Origin of the sequence: Mitsuaria sp. GD03876, assembly GCF_029840635.1 — a bacterium.
In the GTDB taxonomy this organism is placed as follows: domain Bacteria; phylum Pseudomonadota; class Gammaproteobacteria; order Burkholderiales; family Burkholderiaceae_C; genus Roseateles.
Genome location: NZ_JAOCCU010000076.1, coordinates 1 through 16,577, shown reverse-complemented (window position 1 = coordinate 16,577; position 16,577 = coordinate 1). Strand labels below are relative to the sequence as shown.

Genomic DNA, 16,577 nt, shown 5'->3' with positions numbered 1-16,577 from the left:
GCTGGCGGACCTGGGGCGCGCCGATGCCTGGGTGCTGGCGACGACGCATGCGCGGCATGGGCAGTTCCTGATCGAGGTCGTCAGGACCTTGCATGCGATGGCGGTGTTCCCGGCCGCGAGCGACGTCCTCGTCAACTGGCTGGTGCTGGACCGGAACGACTCGCCCGACCTGCAGACGCTGCGCCTGCCGGGCGTGGACCGCGACGCGTCGCGGGGCCGGCCGTTCGCGCATCTCAGCCTGACGGGAACCGCCTGGTATGACGGCCGGACGACCTTCGCGGTCGGCGGCCTGGACGAGAGCCAGGGGACGGACGCCCACGTCGTGCGCGCCAGCGCGGCGCTGACGCCGTCCGTGGTCTTCGACATGATCGCCCAGGCCGCCCGGGAGGCGCGCGCCCGCCAGGGCTTCCCGGCCGCGGCGCCTGGTGTCGACGGCCAGGCCCTCCGCGGCGCCCTGGTGCGGCACCTGGCCGACCGGCCGGAGCAGGCCGCCTGGATGAGCGCGACCTTCCCGCTGACCGGCCGCTACCGCGCGCCGGATCCCACCGAGGAGCAGGTCCGCGCGACCCAGGTCGCCTACCGCAAGGGGCTTCAAGGCCGTGTCACGGCCAGCGACTACCGCGTGCCCGCCGAGGTCGTGCGGGCCTTGCGCGGCAGCACCGAACAATGGGCGCGCCTGGATCACGTCGAGGACCGCCGGCAGATCGGCGCAGCGCTGGGTGTCAATCGCTCCGCGCTGCGGCTGCTGCGCGGCTACCGGCAGGGCCCGACGATGCACGCCTGGCAGTGCGCGCACCCCGATCGGGTGCGCGAGCCCTCGGCGCGGGAGTTGCGGCGGCTCGCGGCGCAGGCGGACACGGGCGTGTCGCGGGTGCACTGGCTGTTCAACCGCGGGCTGAGCATCGCCTCGGCCCTGCGGGCGGGGCTGATCGACGCGCGGACCGTGGAGAACGCGCTCTATCCCAGGGACCGCCGCTGGTCGCCCGATGAGGGTTAGCCCCTACGCGCCATCACGGACCCCGGCTAGTCCGGGCGACGGATGTGGGAAACCGCACAGGAACGGAAACTGCCAGCCGCAAGACACATACCCGCGCGCCAGGTCCCCGCAGTCCGCCGGTGCGCGCCCATAAGGAGACATCGATGTCGAACTTGAGTCGCCACCTCGCCTGGGCGGGCGTGGCCATCCTCGGGGCGTTCGCCCTGGCCACCGTCGCGCTGGCGCGCGGCGAAGCGGTGAGCGCGCTGTGGGTCGTCGTCGCGGCGATCTGCGTCTACCTGATCGGCTACCGCTACTACAGCCTGTTCCTGGCCACGAAGGTGCTGGGCCTGGACCCCACGCGCCAGACGCCGGCCTGGAAACACAACGACGGGCTGGACTTCGTCCCCACCCACAAGTACGTGCTGTACGGCCACCACTTCGCCGCGATCGCCGGCGCGGGGCCGCTGGTCGGCCCGGTGCTGGCCGCGCAGATGGGCTACCTGCCCGGGCTGCTGTGGATCCTGGCCGGCGTGATCTTCGCCGGCGCGGTGCAGGACTTCATCGTGCTGTTCATCTCGACGCGCCGCGACGGCCGCTCGCTGGGCGACCTGGTCAAGCAGGAGATGGGCACGGTGCCCGGCGTGATCGCGCTGTTCGGCGCGTTCATGATCATGATCATCATCCTGGCGGTGCTGGCGCTGATCGTGGTGAAGGCGCTCGCGGGCTCGCCCTGGGGCACGTTCACCGTCGCGGCGACCATCCCGGTGGCGCTGTTCATGGGCGTGTACCTGCGCTTCATCCGCCCGGGCCGCATCGGCGAGGTCTCGATCATCGGCTTCGTGCTGCTGATGCTGGCGATCGTCGGCGGCCAGTGGGTGCATGAGAGCCCGGCCTGGGCGCCGCTGTTCACCTACGACGGCAAGGCGCTGACGTGGATGCTGATCGGCTACGGCTTCGTCGCCGCCTCGATCCCGGTGTGGCTGCTGCTGGCGCCGCGCGACTACCTGTCCACGTTCCTGAAGATCGGCACGATCATCGCGCTGGCCGTGGGCATCGTGATCGTCGCGCCGCCGATGCAGATGCCGTCGTTCACGCAGTTCGCGGCCGGCAACGGCCCGGTGTGGTCGGGCAACCTGTTCCCGTTCCTGTTCATCACGATCGCCTGCGGCGCGGTGTCGGGCTTTCACGCGCTGATCAGCTCGGGCACCACGCCCAAGATGCTGGACAACGAGGTCAACGCCCGCTTCATCGGCTACGGCGGCATGCTGGCCGAGTCCTTCGTGGCGGTGATGGCGCTGGTGGCGGCCTCGTGCATCGAGCCGGGCGTGTACTTCGCGATGAACAGCCCGGCCGCGCTGGTGGGGACCACGCCCGAGACGGTGGCGGCGACGCTGTCGACCTGGGGCTTCGTGGTCACGCCGGAGATGCTGGTGCAGACCGCCAAGGACGTCGGCGAGAACACCATCCTGGCGCGCGCCGGCGGCGCGCCGACGCTGGCCGTGGGCATGGCCCACATCCTGCACCAGGTGGTGGGCGGCAAGGCGATGATGGCCTTCTGGTACCACTTCGCGATCCTGTTCGAGGCGCTGTTCATCCTGACCGCCGTCGACGCGGGCACGCGCGCCGGCCGCTTCATGCTGCAGGACCTGCTGGGCACCTTCGTGCCGGCGCTCAAGCGCACCGAGTCGCTGCCCGCCAACCTGATCGCCACCGGCCTGTGCGTGGCGGCGTGGGGCTACTTCCTGTACCAGGGCGTGGTGGATCCCCTGGGCGGCATCAACACGCTGTGGCCGCTGTTCGGCATCGCCAACCAGATGCTGGCCGCGGTGGCGCTGCTGCTGGGCACGGTGGTGCTGTTCAAGATGAAGAAGGACCGCTACGCGTGGACCACGATCGTGCCGGCGGCCTGGCTGCTGGTCTGCACGATGACCGCGGGCTGGCAGAAGATCTTCAGCGACGACCCGAAGGTCGGCTTCCTGGCGCATGCGGCGAAGTACGCCGACTCGCTGGCCGCGGGCAAGGTGCTGGCCCCGGCCAAGAGCCTGGACGCGATGGAGCGGGTGATCTTCAACGACCGGCTGGACGCGGCGCTGTGCGGGCTGTTCATGTTCGTCGTGGTCAGCGTGCTGGCCTACAGCGTGAAGGCGGTGCTGAAGGCCCGCGCCGAGCGCCGTCCCACGGTCACCGAGACGCCGTTCGAGCGCATGCCCGAAGGCGCGACGGCGGGCGGCCATGCTTGAGCGGGCCGCCGAGGCGGCGCAGCTCGCGCTGCAGGCCGGCGCGGACCTGCTGCAGGCCGGCCGCTACATGGCGCGCGGCGTGCGCCAGCAGCTGATCGGCGCCGACTACGGCGCCTATCTCGCGCACATGGCCCGCACCCATCCGGACCAGGCCCCGTTGAGCTACGAGGCCTTCTTCCGCGAGCGCCAGGAGGCGCGCTACAACGCGCGCACCGGCCGCTGCTGCTGATCCCCCGCGTCACCGCGGCCGCCCGGCTTCCCGGGCGGCCGCGGTTGCCGAACGCGGCGCGCGGACCGGCGCACCCACCGCCATCCCGTTCTGGATGGAGGTCCCCATGTTCACTCGCGGCGTGCCCGGGCTGCATCGCCCCGCGACGTCCTGCGCCGGCTCGTTGCCATGCGACCCGCCTGCGCTCTCGTCCCAGGCCCGCGCCTGGTTGGCCGAGCTGCGCCGCGCGGGCGTCTGGTGCGCCCCTCAGCATCGTCATCGCCTGATGCAGGCCCTGGGCGCGGTCATCCCGACGCTGGCGGACTTCCCCGCCGGGCATCGGCTGTCGATCGACGACCGGCACTCGGCCGCGCCGCCGCCGCCGGACGATCCGCGCCGGCCGGGCATCCGCCTGGTGGCCCTGGACGCCCACGGGCGGCCCGGCGCGCTGGGCGACCGGTCCATCGGCTACCTCGTGGCGCGCGTGCCGGCGAGCCGCGAACGTCGCGCCGTCGGCGTGCGCCCGCTGCCCGACACACCGGATGCGTTCTTCGTCGGATTGCTGCTCGCGATGCGGGAGGCCGCGCAGGCGCCCACGCGCCGCGGCCGCCCGCGCGCGGGACCGGTGAGCGCGCCGCCGTCGCCGGCCGACGTCCTTCGCCTGCGCGAGCGGGTCGTCGATGCGTTGGCGGCGTCGGACCCCGCAGGCTGCAACGCGATGGCGGCGGAGATGGCGCTGGGCAACCGGTGGAATCGCCACCGCTGAGCGGCACGGGACCGCGCCGACGGCACTGAGGCCGCTTTCGACTTCCTCGAGCGCCTGACGATGATGTGTTTCCCTCTGCTGTTCGGACGGCTGGTCGGTCCGGCGGATGCCGCCGAGCTGGCGCCCGCGACGCGGCTGTCCAGCGCCGCGATCGAGTGGCTCTCGGCGCTGGACCGCCCTGGCCACTGGTGCGACGGGCCGCAACGCCAGGCGCTGATGACGGCGGTCGCGACGGCGTTGCCGCGGGTGCGCGCCTTTCCGCCGGAGCTGCGTGTCCATGCGAGCGACCGGTGCGCCGAACCGCCGCCCGGGCGCATCGACCTGCAGCCGGGCCCGGCGCTGGTGGTGGTCCATGCCGAGGACGCGCGCGGCCGACACGCGCATGCGGCGTCGATCCGCTGCGAGCGGCATGGCGTGCCGAAACCGGCGCCGATGTTCCTGGAGCCGGGCGACGGCTTCTTCCAAGCCGTCGCCTGGGCCGTGGCGACGCACGCGGGTCGACCCCACCTGGGCGAGCCGGCCCTGGACAAGCTCGCGGCCGACTGGCGGCACGGCGTGTCGCGCGTGCTGGCCGCGGATCCGGCCCTGTGCGAGCGGCTGGTCGAGGCGGTGCCGCTGCGCAACCTGTCCGGACGCGCGGCCCCCAGCCTGTACGAGTCGCTGTGCGCGCACCTGGACTGGGTCATCCTCGACGAGCTCAGCGCGCCGTTGCCGCCGGCGTCGAGGCAGCAGGGCAGGCAGCAAGGGGTATGAGGGGGAAGGGGCCGGGGCCGCCGCGGCAATCGCGAGACACTCGGGGCATGCCCCGTTTCGCCGCCAACCTGAGCTTCCTGTACCAGGACCTGTCCTTCCTCGACCGCATCGACGCCGCCGCGTGCGATGGCTTCGAGGGCGTGGAAAGCATGTTTCCGGATGGCATCGACCCGGCCGCGTTCCGCGACCGCGTCGACGGCCACGGCCTGCGCGTGGCGCTGGTCAACGCGCCGGCGGGGGACTGGGCCGCCGGCGAACGCGGCCTGGCCTCGCTCGACGGGCGGGAGGCGGACTTCCGCGATTCGATCGAACGCGCGCTGGCGTACGCGGCGGCGATCGGGTCGCCGCGGGTGCACGTGCTCGCCGGCCTGCTGCCCGAGGGGGGCGATCGCGCGGCCGCGATCGCGCGCTACGAGGAGCGCTTGCACTGGGCGGCGGGGCAGGGCGAGCGCGGCGGCATCGCGCTGACGATCGAGCCGATCAATCCGTTCGACATGCCCGGCTACCTGCTGCAACGGCAGGACGAGGCGCACGCGATCGTCGAGCGCCTCGGCGCGCCCAGCCTGAAGGTCCAGATGGACCTGTACCACTGCGCGCGGGTGGAGGGAGACGTCGTCGCGCAGCTGCGGCGCTGGTTGCCGACCGGACGCGTCGGCCATCTCCAGATCGCCGGCGTGCCCGACCGGCATGAGCCGGACGAAGGCACGCTGGACTGGCGGGACGCGCTCGCGGCGATCGACGCGATCGCGGCGGCGACGGGCTGGGACGGCTGGGTCGGCGCCGAGTACCGGCCGCGCCGCGGCGCCGAACCCGGCGGCACGGGCGCCGGGCTCGACTGGCTGCGCCGGTGGCGCGCCGATCAGGCGATCGCGCGGACCTCGCCCTCGCCGTAGAGGTTGCTCTCGCAGCGGCCGCAGATCGTCGGATGCGCCGGGTTGGCGCCGACGTCCGCGCGGTAGTGCCAGCAGCGCTCGCACTTCGGGTGCTGCGACGGCGTCACCTCGATGCGCAGGTCCTCCGCGGCCGCCACCGTGGCGGCCGAGGTGATCAGCACGAACTTCAGGTCGTCGCCCAGGCTGCTCAGCAGCGCCAGGTCTTCCGCGTTCACGCCCAGCGCGACCTCGGCCTGCAGCGACGCGCCGATCTTGCCTTCGGTGCGGACCGCCTCGATCGCCTTGTTCACCGCGTCGCGGATCTCGTGGATGCGGTTCCACTTGGCGATCAGGCCGTCGTCGTGCGCGACGCCGAAGGACCAGAAGGTCTCGGTGAAGATGGTGTCGCCCGGCTGCTTGCCCGCGAAGACCTTCCAGGCCTCCTCGGCGGTGAAGCTCAGGAACGGCGCCATCCAGCGCAGCATCGCGTTCGTGATGTGCCACAGCGCGGTCTGCGCCGAGCGCCGCGCCGCCGACTTCGGCGCGCTGGTGTACAGGCGGTCCTTCAGCACGTCCAGGTAGAACGCGCCCAGGTCCTCCGAGCAGTACACCTGCAGCTTGGCCACCACCGGGTGGAACTCATAGCGCTGGTAGTGCGCCAGGATGTCCTCCTGGAACTGCGCGGCGCGCGCCAGCGCGTAGCGGTCGGCCTCCAGCAACTGGTCCATCGGCACCGCGTCGGTGGCGACGTCGAAGTCCGAGGTGTTGGCCAGCAGGAAGCGCAGCGTGTTGCGGATGCGGCGGTAGCCGTCCACGACGCGGTCCAGGATCTTCTTGTCGCCGGCGATGTCGCCGGAGTAGTCCGAGGCCGCCACCCACAGCCGGATGATCTCGGCGCCCAGCGACTTGCTGGTCTCCTGCGGATCGACGCCGTTGCCCAGCGACTTGCTCATCTTGCGGCCCTGGCTGTCCACGGTGAAGCCGTGGGTCAGCAGGCCGCGGTAGGGCGCGCGGCCGTTGAGCGCGCAGGAGATCAGCAGCGACGAGTGGAACCAGCCGCGGTGCTGGTCATGGCCTTCCAGGTAGAGGTCGGCTTCCGGGCCGGTCTCGTGGCCGGCGCCGGCATGCGAGCCCTTGAGCACATGCTGGAAGGTCGAGCCCGAGTCGAACCACACGTCCAGGATGTCCTGGCCCTTGGAGTACTGCTCCGCTTCCGCGCCCAGCCACTCGACCGGGTCGAGCTTGGACCAGGCCTCGATGCCGCCGGCCTCGACCAGCTGCGCGGCGCGCTCGATGAACTCGAGCGTGCGCGGATGCGGCTGGCCGCTGTCCTTGTGCAGGAAGATCGGCAGCGGCACGCCCCAGCTGCGCTGGCGCGAGATGCACCAGTCGGGCCGGCCGGCGATCATGTCGTGCAGCCGCGTGCGGCCGTTCTCCGGGTAGAAGCTGGTCTGCTCGATCGCGTCCAGCGCCAGCTGGCGCAGCGTCTTGTCGGCCTTGTCGACGGTGAACACGCCGTCGCCCTCGTCCATGCGGACGAACCACTGCGCCGCGGCGCGGTAGATCACCGGGCTCTTGTGGCGCCAGCAGTGCGGGTAGCTGTGCTTGATCTTGCTGTGCGCCATCAGCCGGCCGGCATCCTGGAGCGCCTGGGCGATCACCGGGTTGGCCTTCCAGATGTGCTGGCCGCCGAACAGCGGCAGCTCGGCCTCGTAGACGCCGTTGCCCTGCACCGGGTTCTTGATGTCCTTGAAGTCCAGCCCGTGCGCCATGCACGAGTTGAAGTCGTCCACGCCGTAGGCCGGCGCCGAGTGGACCACGCCGGTGCCGTCGTCGGCGGTGGCGTAGTCGGCCAGGTAGACGGGGCTCTCGCGGTCGAAGCCCGGATGCACGTGCGCCAGCGGGTGCTTGAACTTCAGCAGCTCGAGCGACTTGCCCGGCGTGACCGCGACCTGCCGGCCCTCGATGCCCCAGCGGGCCAGGCACTTCTCGACCAGCGCCTCGGCCACGACGAAGTAGCCGCGCTCGGTGTCGACCAGCGCGTAGGGCAGCTCGGGGTTCAGGTTCAGCGCCTGGTTGGCCGGGATGGTCCAGGGCGTCGTGGTCCAGATGACGGTGAACGCCTCCTTGTCCAGCGTCGCCAGGCCGAAGGCGGCGGCGAGCTTCTCCGGCTCGGCGCTCAGGAAGGCGACGTCGACGGCCGGGGATTCCTTGTCGGCGTACTCGATCTCGAACTCGGCCAACGAGGAGCCGCAGTCGAAGCACCAGTACACCGGCTTCAGGCCGCGGTAGACGAAGCCGCGCTCGAACAGGCGCTTGAGCACGCGGATCTCGCCGGCCTCGTTCTTGAAGTCCATCGTGCGGTACGGATGGTCCCAGTCGCCCAGCACGCCCAGGCGCTTGAAGTCGGCGCGCTGCTGGTCGATCTGCTGGCCGGCGTAGGCGCGGCTCTTGGCCTGCGCCTCGTCGCGCGGCAGGCCGCGGCCGAAGGTCTTCTCGATCTGGTTCTCGATCGGCAGGCCGTGGCAGTCCCAGCCCGGGATGTAGGCGGCGTCGAAGCCCTCGAGCTGGCGCGCCTTGACGATCATGTCCTTCAGGATCTTGTTGACCGCGTGGCCCATGTGGATCTGGCCGTTGGCGTAGGGCGGGCCATCGTGCAGCACGAACTTGGGCTTGCCCTGGCGCGAGACCCGCAGGCGCTGGTAGACGCCCTGGTCTTCCCACTCCTTGACCCAGCCCGGCTCGCGCTTGGGCAGGTCGCCGCGCATCGGGAACGGGGTGTCGGGCAGGTTCAGCGTCGAGCGGTAGTCGGGCTTGGCGTCGGACTTGGAAGCGTCGGTCATGGCGGGCGGCAATCGAAGGGGCGGCCGCCAGGGGCGGGCCGCGGGAGAAGCGGGGGAGGCGCGCGGTGCTGGGAAGGCCGCGCGCCGGCTGAGCGGTCGGGGAGGGCTCAGCCCGTCAAATTCGGTCGCGGGTGGTCTGGCGACGGACGGCGGCGTGGGTGGTCGCCTGTTGGGCGAAGAACGCGCGCGCCTGGCGGACGTCGTCGCGGATCGCGGCGGTCAACGCGTCGAGCCCGTCGAAACGGGCTTCATCGCGCAGTTTTTGGAGGAGTTCCACCCGCACGAGTTTACCGTAGGCCTCGCCCGGCCCCAGGCGCTCGGCCAGCGCGGCGGGCCAGTCCAGCGCGTGGACCTCCAGCAGCACGCGGCCGGCGTTCTCGATGGTCGGGCGCACGCCCAGCGAGGCCACGCCGTCGAGCACCGTGCCGGCGCCGTCCAGGCCGTGCACCCGCACCGCGAAGATCCCGTGCGCGGCCGGCTTGTCGTGGTCGAACCCCAGGTTCAGCGTGCGGAAGCCGTCGCCTTTGCCGGGCGCCGTCTCCGCGAGCTGCCGCCCGAGCTTGCGGCCATGGATCACATGGCCCGAGATCGCGTACGGCCGGCCCAGCAGCCGGGCGGCGGCGTCCATGTCGCCGGCGGCCAGCGCCTCGCGCACGGCCGAGCTCGACACCCGCAGGCCGTGCACCTCGTAGCTCATCATCCGGGCGACGTCGAAGCCCAGGCGCTGCCCGGCGGCGTCCAGCGTGGCGTAGTCGCCCTGGCGCTTGGCGCCGAAGCGGAAGTCGTCGCCGACGAGCACGTAGCGCGCGCCCAGCCCGTCGACCAGCACCCGCTGGATGAAGTCCTGCGCCGGCAGCGAAGCCAGCGCCTCGTCGAAGCGCAGCACCACGACCTGGTCGACGCCGCAGCGCTCGAGTTCCTGCAGCTTGTCGCGCAGCGTCGCGATGCGGGCGGGCGCCAGCTCAGGCTTGTTCATCTTCCTGGCGAAGAAGTCGCGCGGATGCGGCTCGAAGGTCAGCACGCAGGTCGGCAGGCCGCGGTGGCGGGCCTCCGACAGCAGCAGCGCCAGCATCGCCTGGTGGCCACGATGAACGCCGTCGAAGTTGCCGATCGTCAGCGCGCACTGCGCCGCGATGCCGGGATGGTGGAAGCCGCGGAAAACCTGCATGGGCGGGGATTATCGGTCGCCGCGCGCGACCCGCGCCCGGCCGGGGGCTCAGGCCGCCGCGGCGGGCGACGCGCAGGCCGGCAGGTGCCGCGTCACGACGCCCAGCAGCTCGTCCATCTCGAACGGCTTGACCAGGTAGTCGTCCATGCCGGCGGCCAGGCAGCGGCCGCGGTCGTCGTCGACGGCGCTGGCGGTCAGCGCCACCACCGGCGTGCGCGGCAGCAGCCGGCGCGCCTCCTCCTGGCGCCAGGCGGCCGTGGCGGCGAAGCCGTCCAGCTCCGGCATCTGGCAATCCATCAGCACCAGGTCGAAGCGCTGCGCGCGCAATTGCTCGAGCGCCTCGCGGCCGTTTTCCGCCGGCGAGACGCGCAGGCCGCAGCGCTCCAGCATCGTCGAGGCCACCAGCAGGTTGACCGGGCTGTCGTCGACCAGCAGCACGCGGCCGTCGAGCCGGGGCAGCGGCGCCGCCGCCGAGGCCGCCACGGACGCGCGCGGCGGCGCGGCCTCGGTGCCGCCGATCTGCAAGGGCAGGGTGAACTCGAACACCGAGCCCTGGCCCGGCGTCGAGGCGCAGCGCAACTCGCCGCCCATCGCCCGGGCGAGCTCGCGGGAAATCGTCAGCCCCAGGCCCGCGCCGTCGCGCCGCGCGCGGTCCGAGGCGGCGGCCCCGGCTTGCTCGAAGGGCGCGAAGATGCGCTCGAGCTGGTCCGCCGGGATGCCCTCGCCGGTGTCCCGGACCGCGAAGCGCAGCAGGGTGCCCGCGCGCATGTCCAGCACCGACGAGACCTCGACGTCCACGCCGCCGTGGTCGGTGAACTTGATCGCGTTGCCGACCAGGTTGTGCAGCACCTGCTGGATGCGCGACGCGTCGCCCATGGCCCGCGCGGGCAGCTGCGGCGCGACGCTGAAGTCGAAACGCAGGCCCTTGGCCCGGGCGGTCTCGCCCAGCAGCCGCGCGACGTCGCCGGCGACCTCGCGGATCTCGAAGGGCTGCGACTGCACGACGAGCTTGCCGGACTCGATGCGCGCCAGGTCCAGGATGTCGTTGACCAGCGTCAGCAGGTGCCGGCCGGAACGCCGCACGATCTCCACCTGCTCGCGCTGCTGCGGGCTGAGCTCGCCGCGCTCCAGCAGCTGGGCCATGCCGATGATCCCGTTGAGCGGCGTGCGGATCTCATGGCTCATCACCGCCACGAAACGGCTCTTGCTGCTGCTGGTCTCCTCGGCGACGTCCAGCGCCACGCGGCGCTGTTCCGCCAGCCGGGCCTGCTCGAAGCGCAGGCGCAGCAGCTCCAGCGTGCGGGCCTCGATGCGGCGCGACTCCAGCACCGTCAGCAGCCAGAACATCGCCAGCCCGCCGACGCTGAGCCAGCCCGTCGTGCCGCCCTGCAGCGCCAGCCGGATCGCCAGCGGCGCGACCACCAGCGACGCGAACAGCGCCTGGCCGCGCGCCCAGTGGCCGAGCGACACCATCGTGAAGGCGACCAGGCCGACCAGCGTCGTCATGACCGCGCCGTCGATCTCCGGCAGGTTGGGGGTGGCGAACAGGGCGCCGATCACGCCCCAGGCCAGGCCGTCCAGCGCGAGCCCCACCAGGTAGCGGCGCTCCCAGGCGGGCGAGGCGCGCGCGGTCAAGGGCAGGCGAAGGAAGCGCCAGGCCTCGACGGTGCGTCCCGCGGAGATGGCCCAGCGCACGGCCAGCCAGCCCAGCAGGTCGACGGCCGGCAGGTGCGGCCACAGCAGCACGACCGGCAGCAGGCTGAACAGCGCGCCGACGCAGGCCGGCATGGCCACGCGGGCCTGCAGGCTGGTCAGGCGTTCCGCCCGGACTTGCACCGCGACGTTGGCGGTCGCGGGGTCCCCGTTGTGTTCGATGTCAGAAATTCCCATACGACATGGCCGGCGAGGATTCCGGCGATGCGCCCCTCGAGTCTTGTGACGCCGCCTCGCGGGCGGCGCCTTGGTGGCGCGTTTCTACCCAAGGTCCGTGACAGCCGGTCTCGGGGACTTCCCGAGGGGGCGGCGCGCGCATCCCGCCCTCGGGCGAAGGTTCGCTTGACATTGCGCAAGCAAGCGGGCCGGGTGTCGCGCGGCAAACGAGGGGGGCTCACCAACAACGCTTCAACGTTCGCTGGAGATTTCCCATGAAGTTCTTCGACAAGTTTCGCGCCCAGACGCCGCTGGCGGTCGACGTCGTCCCGGCCCCGGTCCCTGCCGGGCGGGGCGATGCCCTGCTGGCGACGCTCGACGCCCGCACGCAAGGATTCCGGCGCGGCTACATCGACGTCGGACAGCGGGAGGATTCGCTGAGCGTGAATCCTGACGCCCTGATCGACGCGAAGCGGCCCGGCAGCGCCAGGCGGGTGCTGCTGGACGCGAGCCACGTGGCGAGCGGCGCCATCCTGATGGCGGCGCCCAGCGGCAAGGACGAGGTGCAGGCGTTCATCGACGCCTGCGTCAGGCAGCCCATCGCCCAGGTGATCGACCTGACGGAGGACAACGACGTCGCGGGCAGCGCGCGGTTCGGGGTGTCGGCTGTCCGGGACCTCACCGGCCAGACGGAGTTCCAGCCAGCGGGCAAGGGCCGCTGGCACCTCGACGGGCTCGGTGAGCGATCGAGCGAGTTCCGGGCTTCGGCGAAGGCAGCCGACCCCGGCCGCGAGGACGACACCGGCGCCGCCGCCGCGGATCCGTCCCGGAAGATGGTGTGGACCCGGGTGCCGCTCGAGGTCGATCGGACGGTCTCGCCCGACATGATGCTGGCCATGTGCGAGCGCATCGCCCACAACGCGCGTGACGTCGGCGACTCCGTGGCGTTCATGGACAGCAATGGCGGGAGCCTCGCCGCGACCTTCGCGGCGGCGCACGCGATCTTCCGCGCTCACCAGGAAACGCCCTGGACTTCCGCCGAGGAGGCCGTGCTCAAGGCCTGCGCATTGCAACGTTCCCGCCGAAGCCAGGAGCTGTTCTCCGGACGACCTGACCTGCTGCACATGCTGGAGCAGTTCACCCGTCGCCTGATCGCGCAAGGCGGTGAGCCGGCGTCGCGACCCGGGCCGCGGGAGAACCCCGACGAACCGGCCTCCGAGGCCGCTCCGCGAAGCGCTTCCCCGGCGCAACGCCAGCCCTCGCCAGGCCGGACGCCGCAGGAGCAGGCCCGGCTCGCGGCGTTCTCTCAGGCGTTCCGGGACGTGCAGGAGGAGCAGCGGTCGCCGGCCGCGCAGGCCGCGCTGCAGTCGTTCGCCCAGGCGTTCCGGGACGCGCGCGACGACGACAAGTCCTGAGCCGTCAGGCGGCCGGATCGGACATCGCCAGCTCGCGCTGCGCGTCGTCCAGCCACATCCAGCCGCCTTCCTTCAGGTCGGCCGGCAGGTCCAGCGCGCCGATGCGCTGGCGATGCAGCGCCAGCACCCGGTTGCCGACGGCCGCGACCATCCGCTTGGCCTGGTGGTAGCGGCCCTCGGTGAGGGCCATCTGCAGCCGGCCGTCGGCCAGCCGCTCGGCGCGGACCGCGTTCACCGGCTCGGCGGCCAGCTTCGGATTGCGCTCCTCCAGCAGCACGCCTTCGACCAGCTTGCGCAACTGGGCCTCGTCCACCTCGGCCTTGCACACGGCCTGGTACAGCTTGGGCACGTGGTACTTCGGGCTGGTCAGCTTGTGCTGCAGCGGGCCGTCGTCGGTCAGCAGCAACAACCCGGTGGTGTCCTCGTCGAGGCGGCCCACCGGCTGGATGTCGCGGTTGCGCACCGGTTCGGGCAGCAGCGAGAACACGCTCGGGTGATGGCTGGGCTTGCGCGAGCACTCGTAGCCGGCCGGCTTGTGCAGCAGGATCAGCGCCTTCTCGTGATAGGGCCAGGACTGGCCTTCGACCTCGAAGACGAGGCCGGCGGTGTCGAAGGCCTGGCGCGGGTCCTCGACGACCTCGCCGGCGACCGTCACCAGCCCGTGGTCGACCAGCGCGGCGCAGTGCCGGCGCGTGCCGAAGCCCTGGGTGAAGAGGATCTGGGCGATGGGCTGCGGCTTTTCCGGCTTGGAGGGAAGGGAACTCATCGCGCGATTGTCGCCGCGCATCGCGTTTGGCCTGCGCGCACCCATTTCGTCAACTCGAACGGGCCGCGGGTGACGGTGAGGTCGGGAGACGGACACCAACGCGCTGGCAATTTCGCCGACCGCACGACAACCTCCATGAGCTTTCACATCGCCTCGTTGGTCCGCCGCAAGCTGGACCAGGCCTTTTCGACCGGATCGTCGATCAAGCTGCCCCATGTTCCCAGCGACATGTCCCGTGCCGAGGCGCAGGCCTGGAAGTCGCGCGCGGACGAGGCCGCCGGCGTGCTCCAGCGGATGGAGGCGAAGAGCAAGGGCAGCTTCGGGGCCCTGTCGCCCCAGGCGCATTTGAAGCACCTGCTGCCGCCCTGCACGGCGTTCAACGTGGCCCTGCGGCCGCTGCACGCCCATCTGATGCCCGATACCGGGCACGTGTTGATGGACACGCCCGGCCGGGACGAGGCCCACAGCTGGGCGGCGAACTGCCTCCAGCACCGCATCGGCCGCGTGATCGACCTGAGCCCGGCGGGCGGCCACGGCGAGCCCTCCTGCATGGCGGGCAGCAAGGTCCACCAGAACGTGCACGGCGGGTTGGCCGCGCGTTTCCAGGCCATCAACCTTCGCGGCCCCCGGTCGAGCAAGCCCGCCGCCGAGGCCGTCAAGGGCTTGGGAAAGCAGGCGACGTCGACCTGGGTGGGCGTGACCCTGACCCACCGGGGCCAGGCCTACCGTCCCGCCCACGATGCCGGCGCCGGCGCGAGCACCGGGCAGCGCCTGGACTGGCTCCGCGTGCCTGTGAAGAGCGGGCACGCGATGGGCCCCGCGCAACTGCTCGCGGTGTGCGAGCACGTGCGCAGCCGGCGGCTCGACAGCGGGGAGCGCCAGGCCATCCATTGCCCGGCGCGCGACAAGCATGTCGGCGCGACGCTGGAAGCCGCGCTGATGCTTCGACAGCGGCATGGCGCGGGCGTCGACCTGGACCGGGATCCCGGCGCCGCGGTGGCGGACGTGTGCGACATCGTGCGCGAGCACCGCGGCCCCGACCTGTTCCGGCGCGAGGACCTCATGTCCTTGCTCGAGTTCACCCGTTCGCTGAAGGACCTCCCGCGAGGTTGAGGCGGGTCAGGTCGTTCGTCCGCCCGATGGCGCGCCCGGCGCCGGGCGGACACCCAGGGACGGCTGCCGAACCGGCGGCGTCCTCGGTCCCTCCATCCATCCTCCGCGAGTCCCCATGACCTCCATCTTCAAGAGTGCCGCCCACGCGTTTCATGCCTTGGCCGGCAACCCCAGGACGATCGCCGCCGACAAGGCGCATGGCGATGAGCTCAAGGCGCAACTGGACCAGCTGACGTCCGCGTTGCCGCCCGGACTGCCGGTCATGGCCAGCCGTCGCTGGCAGGCGACCCCGGTGGGTCGGGACACCTTCATCGTGGCCTCCCCGCTGCGGCGGGACGCCGTCGACTTCGCCCAGGCCTGCCTGCGCCATGACATCCGGCGTGTCGTCGATCTCCGCTCCGCGAAGGAAAAGGAGGACGGACCGCTCAACCCGCTGGACGGCGCGGTCAAGCGCGTCGAGATCGGGCCACTGACGGCGGACTTCGACCGCCTGGGGCGGCCCGTGCCGCTGCAGGGGCTGGACGCGCGGCCCACGGCCGGCGATGCCCACGTGCGGCTTGTCGAGGTCCGCGTGAGCCGGGATCACACCGCGCTGGGGCCCGACGGGGAGCCGCGGCCGGGCCATGCGCAGCCGCTGTCGTTGATCCGCATGCCGATCGGCGACCAGCGGGAGATCTCCGCGAACCGCCTGCTGCAGACCAGCGTCCACCTGGTCCGGGCCGAGGCGCGTGACGGCGGGAAGACCGTGTTCCAGTGCGCCGACGGCGGACATGCCGCGGCGACCTTCGCGGTGGCGCGGGAACTGCTGCAGGGTTTCCTGCGTGGCGACATCCAGGAGCGTCATGTCGACAACGCCATCCTGATGCAATGCATGCGCATGAGCCGGGACCATCGGCCGGGGGTCTTCCGCGCCGAGGACCTCGCCGCGTTGACGGCGTTCGCGCGGAAGATGTTCGAGGCCGACCGGCGTGGCGAGTTGCAGGGCTTGCCCCGCCCGGCGGCGCTGGTGCCGCCGCCCAAGCCGGCCCGGCGACCGGCGCCGCTTCCGCGATCGAGCCTGGCATCCACGGGTGGCCAGACCGACGCCTGACCACTCGACTCAGCGCGGGCGGTCGACCGCGTCGACGACCGCTCGCGCCACCACCTCCGCGGCCAGCGCGCCCAGCAGCGTCATGTCGCCGTCGACCTCGGCCGCGCCGGTGGCGAGCGCGAACACCACGTCCCCGTCCATCACCGTGTGCACCGGCTGGATCGCGCGCGCGTAGCCGTCGTGCGCGATCTGCGCCAGCTTGGTCGCTTGCGCCTTCGTCAGTCGCGCGTCGGTCGCGATCACGCCGATCGTCGTGGCGCTGCCCTGGAGCGCGCCGCCCGGGCGCTCGCCGTCGAGCAGCGCCCGCACCGTCGAGCGCGGCCGGCCGTCCGGCCCGCGCGATCCGGCCAGCACCTGGCCCCCGCGCGGATCGACCACGTCGCCGACCGCGTTGACCGCGACCATCGCCGCCAGCGTCACGCCGCCGACGCGGATCGAGGCCATCCCCAGGCCGCCCGGCATCGCGCGATCGACGCCCAGCAGCTTGCCCACCGT

The 16,577-nt window shown here is 72.1% G+C and carries 14 protein-coding genes; 9 read left to right on the top strand and 5 right to left on the bottom strand.

Features of this window, described 5'->3' with window-relative positions; genetic code table 11:
- From N5D62_RS27430 to N5D62_RS27405, 6 genes are all read left to right on the top strand, one after another.
- Positions 1-997, top strand: a 997-nt coding sequence (locus tag N5D62_RS27430; RefSeq protein WP_279761259.1) for a hypothetical protein, incomplete at its 5' end; no start/stop codon positions are given.
- A gap of 143 nt (positions 998-1,140) precedes the next feature.
- Complete coding sequence (locus tag N5D62_RS27425; protein WP_279761258.1) at positions 1,141-3,219, top strand: carbon starvation CstA family protein; 2,079 nt, start codon at positions 1,141-1,143, stop codon at positions 3,217-3,219.
- The gene (locus N5D62_RS27420) at positions 3,212-3,448 is read left to right on the top strand and encodes a YbdD/YjiX family protein (protein ID WP_279761257.1); all 237 of its coding nucleotides are present in this window, start codon (positions 3,212-3,214) and stop codon (positions 3,446-3,448) included. The genes N5D62_RS27425 and N5D62_RS27420 overlap by 8 nt, the downstream gene beginning before the upstream one ends.
- Before the next feature lie 106 nt (positions 3,449-3,554).
- Positions 3,555-4,193: a hypothetical protein gene (locus tag N5D62_RS27415; RefSeq protein WP_279761256.1), complete on the top strand. Its 639-nt coding sequence runs from the start codon at positions 3,555-3,557 to the stop codon at positions 4,191-4,193.
- Positions 4,194-4,253: 60 nt separating this feature from the next.
- Positions 4,254-4,946, top strand: coding sequence for a hypothetical protein (locus N5D62_RS27410; RefSeq protein ID WP_279761255.1), 693 nt, complete (start codon positions 4,254-4,256; stop codon positions 4,944-4,946).
- A 47-nt stretch (positions 4,947-4,993) separates the two neighbouring features.
- On the top strand, positions 4,994-5,839 hold the full coding sequence (locus tag N5D62_RS27405; protein ID WP_279761254.1) for a TIM barrel protein: 846 nt from the start codon (positions 4,994-4,996) through the stop codon (positions 5,837-5,839).
- On the opposite strand, the gene ileS is transcribed toward N5D62_RS27405, so the two are convergent.
- The 3 genes from ileS to N5D62_RS27390 form a co-directional block, all read right to left on the bottom strand.
- Positions 5,806-8,661, bottom strand: coding sequence for an isoleucine--tRNA ligase (gene ileS / locus N5D62_RS27400; protein ID WP_279761253.1), 2,856 nt, complete (start codon positions 8,659-8,661; stop codon positions 5,806-5,808). The two genes, N5D62_RS27405 and ileS, sit on opposite strands and share 34 nt — an antisense overlap.
- Before the next feature lie 115 nt (positions 8,662-8,776).
- Positions 8,777-9,829, bottom strand: coding sequence for a bifunctional riboflavin kinase/FAD synthetase (locus N5D62_RS27395; protein ID WP_279761252.1), 1,053 nt, complete (start codon positions 9,827-9,829; stop codon positions 8,777-8,779).
- Positions 9,830-9,877: 48 nt separating this feature from the next.
- Positions 9,878-11,719 carry an ATP-binding protein gene (locus N5D62_RS27390; RefSeq protein WP_279761251.1) on the bottom strand — a complete coding sequence of 614 codons (1,842 nt, stop codon included), beginning with the start codon at positions 11,717-11,719 and terminating at the stop codon, positions 9,878-9,880.
- 254 nt (positions 11,720-11,973) lie between these two features.
- Here N5D62_RS27390 and N5D62_RS27385 point away from each other — a divergent pair, with 254 nt between their 5' ends.
- Positions 11,974-13,113: a hypothetical protein gene (locus N5D62_RS27385; protein ID WP_279761250.1), complete on the top strand. Its 1,140-nt coding sequence runs from the start codon at positions 11,974-11,976 to the stop codon at positions 13,111-13,113.
- A gap of 4 nt (positions 13,114-13,117) precedes the next feature.
- On the opposite strand, the gene N5D62_RS27380 is transcribed toward N5D62_RS27385, so the two are convergent.
- Positions 13,118-13,879 (bottom strand): 16S rRNA pseudouridine(516) synthase, encoded by a 762-nt coding sequence (locus N5D62_RS27380; protein WP_279761247.1) that lies wholly within the window; start codon positions 13,877-13,879, stop codon positions 13,118-13,120.
- Between the two features lie 135 nt (positions 13,880-14,014).
- Here N5D62_RS27380 and N5D62_RS27375 point away from each other — a divergent pair, with 135 nt between their 5' ends.
- Positions 14,015-14,992 (top strand): hypothetical protein, encoded by a 978-nt coding sequence (locus tag N5D62_RS27375; RefSeq protein WP_279761245.1) that lies wholly within the window; start codon positions 14,015-14,017, stop codon positions 14,990-14,992.
- 115 nt (positions 14,993-15,107) lie between these two features.
- On the top strand, positions 15,108-16,082 hold the full coding sequence (locus N5D62_RS27370) for a hypothetical protein (RefSeq protein WP_279761244.1): 975 nt from the start codon (positions 15,108-15,110) through the stop codon (positions 16,080-16,082).
- Positions 16,083-16,091: 9 nt separating this feature from the next.
- Here the strand turns inward: N5D62_RS27370 and N5D62_RS27365 are convergent.
- Positions 16,092-16,577, bottom strand: a 486-nt coding sequence (locus N5D62_RS27365) for a P1 family peptidase (protein ID WP_279761243.1), incomplete at its 5' end; no start/stop codon positions are given.

Excerpts from the sequence above, each read along its gene's own strand:
- N5D62_RS27425 (WP_279761258.1), top strand. The coding sequence starts at position 1,141 with ATGTCGAACTTGAGTCGCCACCTCGCCTGGGCGGGCGTGGCCATCCTC.
- N5D62_RS27420 (WP_279761257.1), top strand. The coding sequence starts at position 3,212 with ATGCTTGAGCGGGCCGCCGAGGCGGCGCAGCTCGCGCTGCAGGCCGGC.
- N5D62_RS27415 (WP_279761256.1), top strand. The coding sequence starts at position 3,555 with ATGTTCACTCGCGGCGTGCCCGGGCTGCATCGCCCCGCGACGTCCTGC.
- N5D62_RS27410 (WP_279761255.1), top strand. The coding sequence starts at position 4,254 with ATGATGTGTTTCCCTCTGCTGTTCGGACGGCTGGTCGGTCCGGCGGAT.
- N5D62_RS27405 (WP_279761254.1), top strand. The coding sequence starts at position 4,994 with ATGCCCCGTTTCGCCGCCAACCTGAGCTTCCTGTACCAGGACCTGTCC.
- ileS (WP_279761253.1), bottom strand. The coding sequence starts at position 8,661 with ATGACCGACGCTTCCAAGTCCGACGCCAAGCCCGACTACCGCTCGACG.
- N5D62_RS27395 (WP_279761252.1), bottom strand. The coding sequence starts at position 9,829 with ATGCAGGTTTTCCGCGGCTTCCACCATCCCGGCATCGCGGCGCAGTGC.
- N5D62_RS27390 (WP_279761251.1), bottom strand. The coding sequence starts at position 11,719 with ATGGGAATTTCTGACATCGAACACAACGGGGACCCCGCGACCGCCAAC.
- N5D62_RS27385 (WP_279761250.1), top strand. The coding sequence starts at position 11,974 with ATGAAGTTCTTCGACAAGTTTCGCGCCCAGACGCCGCTGGCGGTCGAC.
- N5D62_RS27380 (WP_279761247.1), bottom strand. The coding sequence starts at position 13,879 with ATGAGTTCCCTTCCCTCCAAGCCGGAAAAGCCGCAGCCCATCGCCCAG.
- N5D62_RS27375 (WP_279761245.1), top strand. The coding sequence starts at position 14,015 with ATGAGCTTTCACATCGCCTCGTTGGTCCGCCGCAAGCTGGACCAGGCC.
- N5D62_RS27370 (WP_279761244.1), top strand. The coding sequence starts at position 15,108 with ATGACCTCCATCTTCAAGAGTGCCGCCCACGCGTTTCATGCCTTGGCC.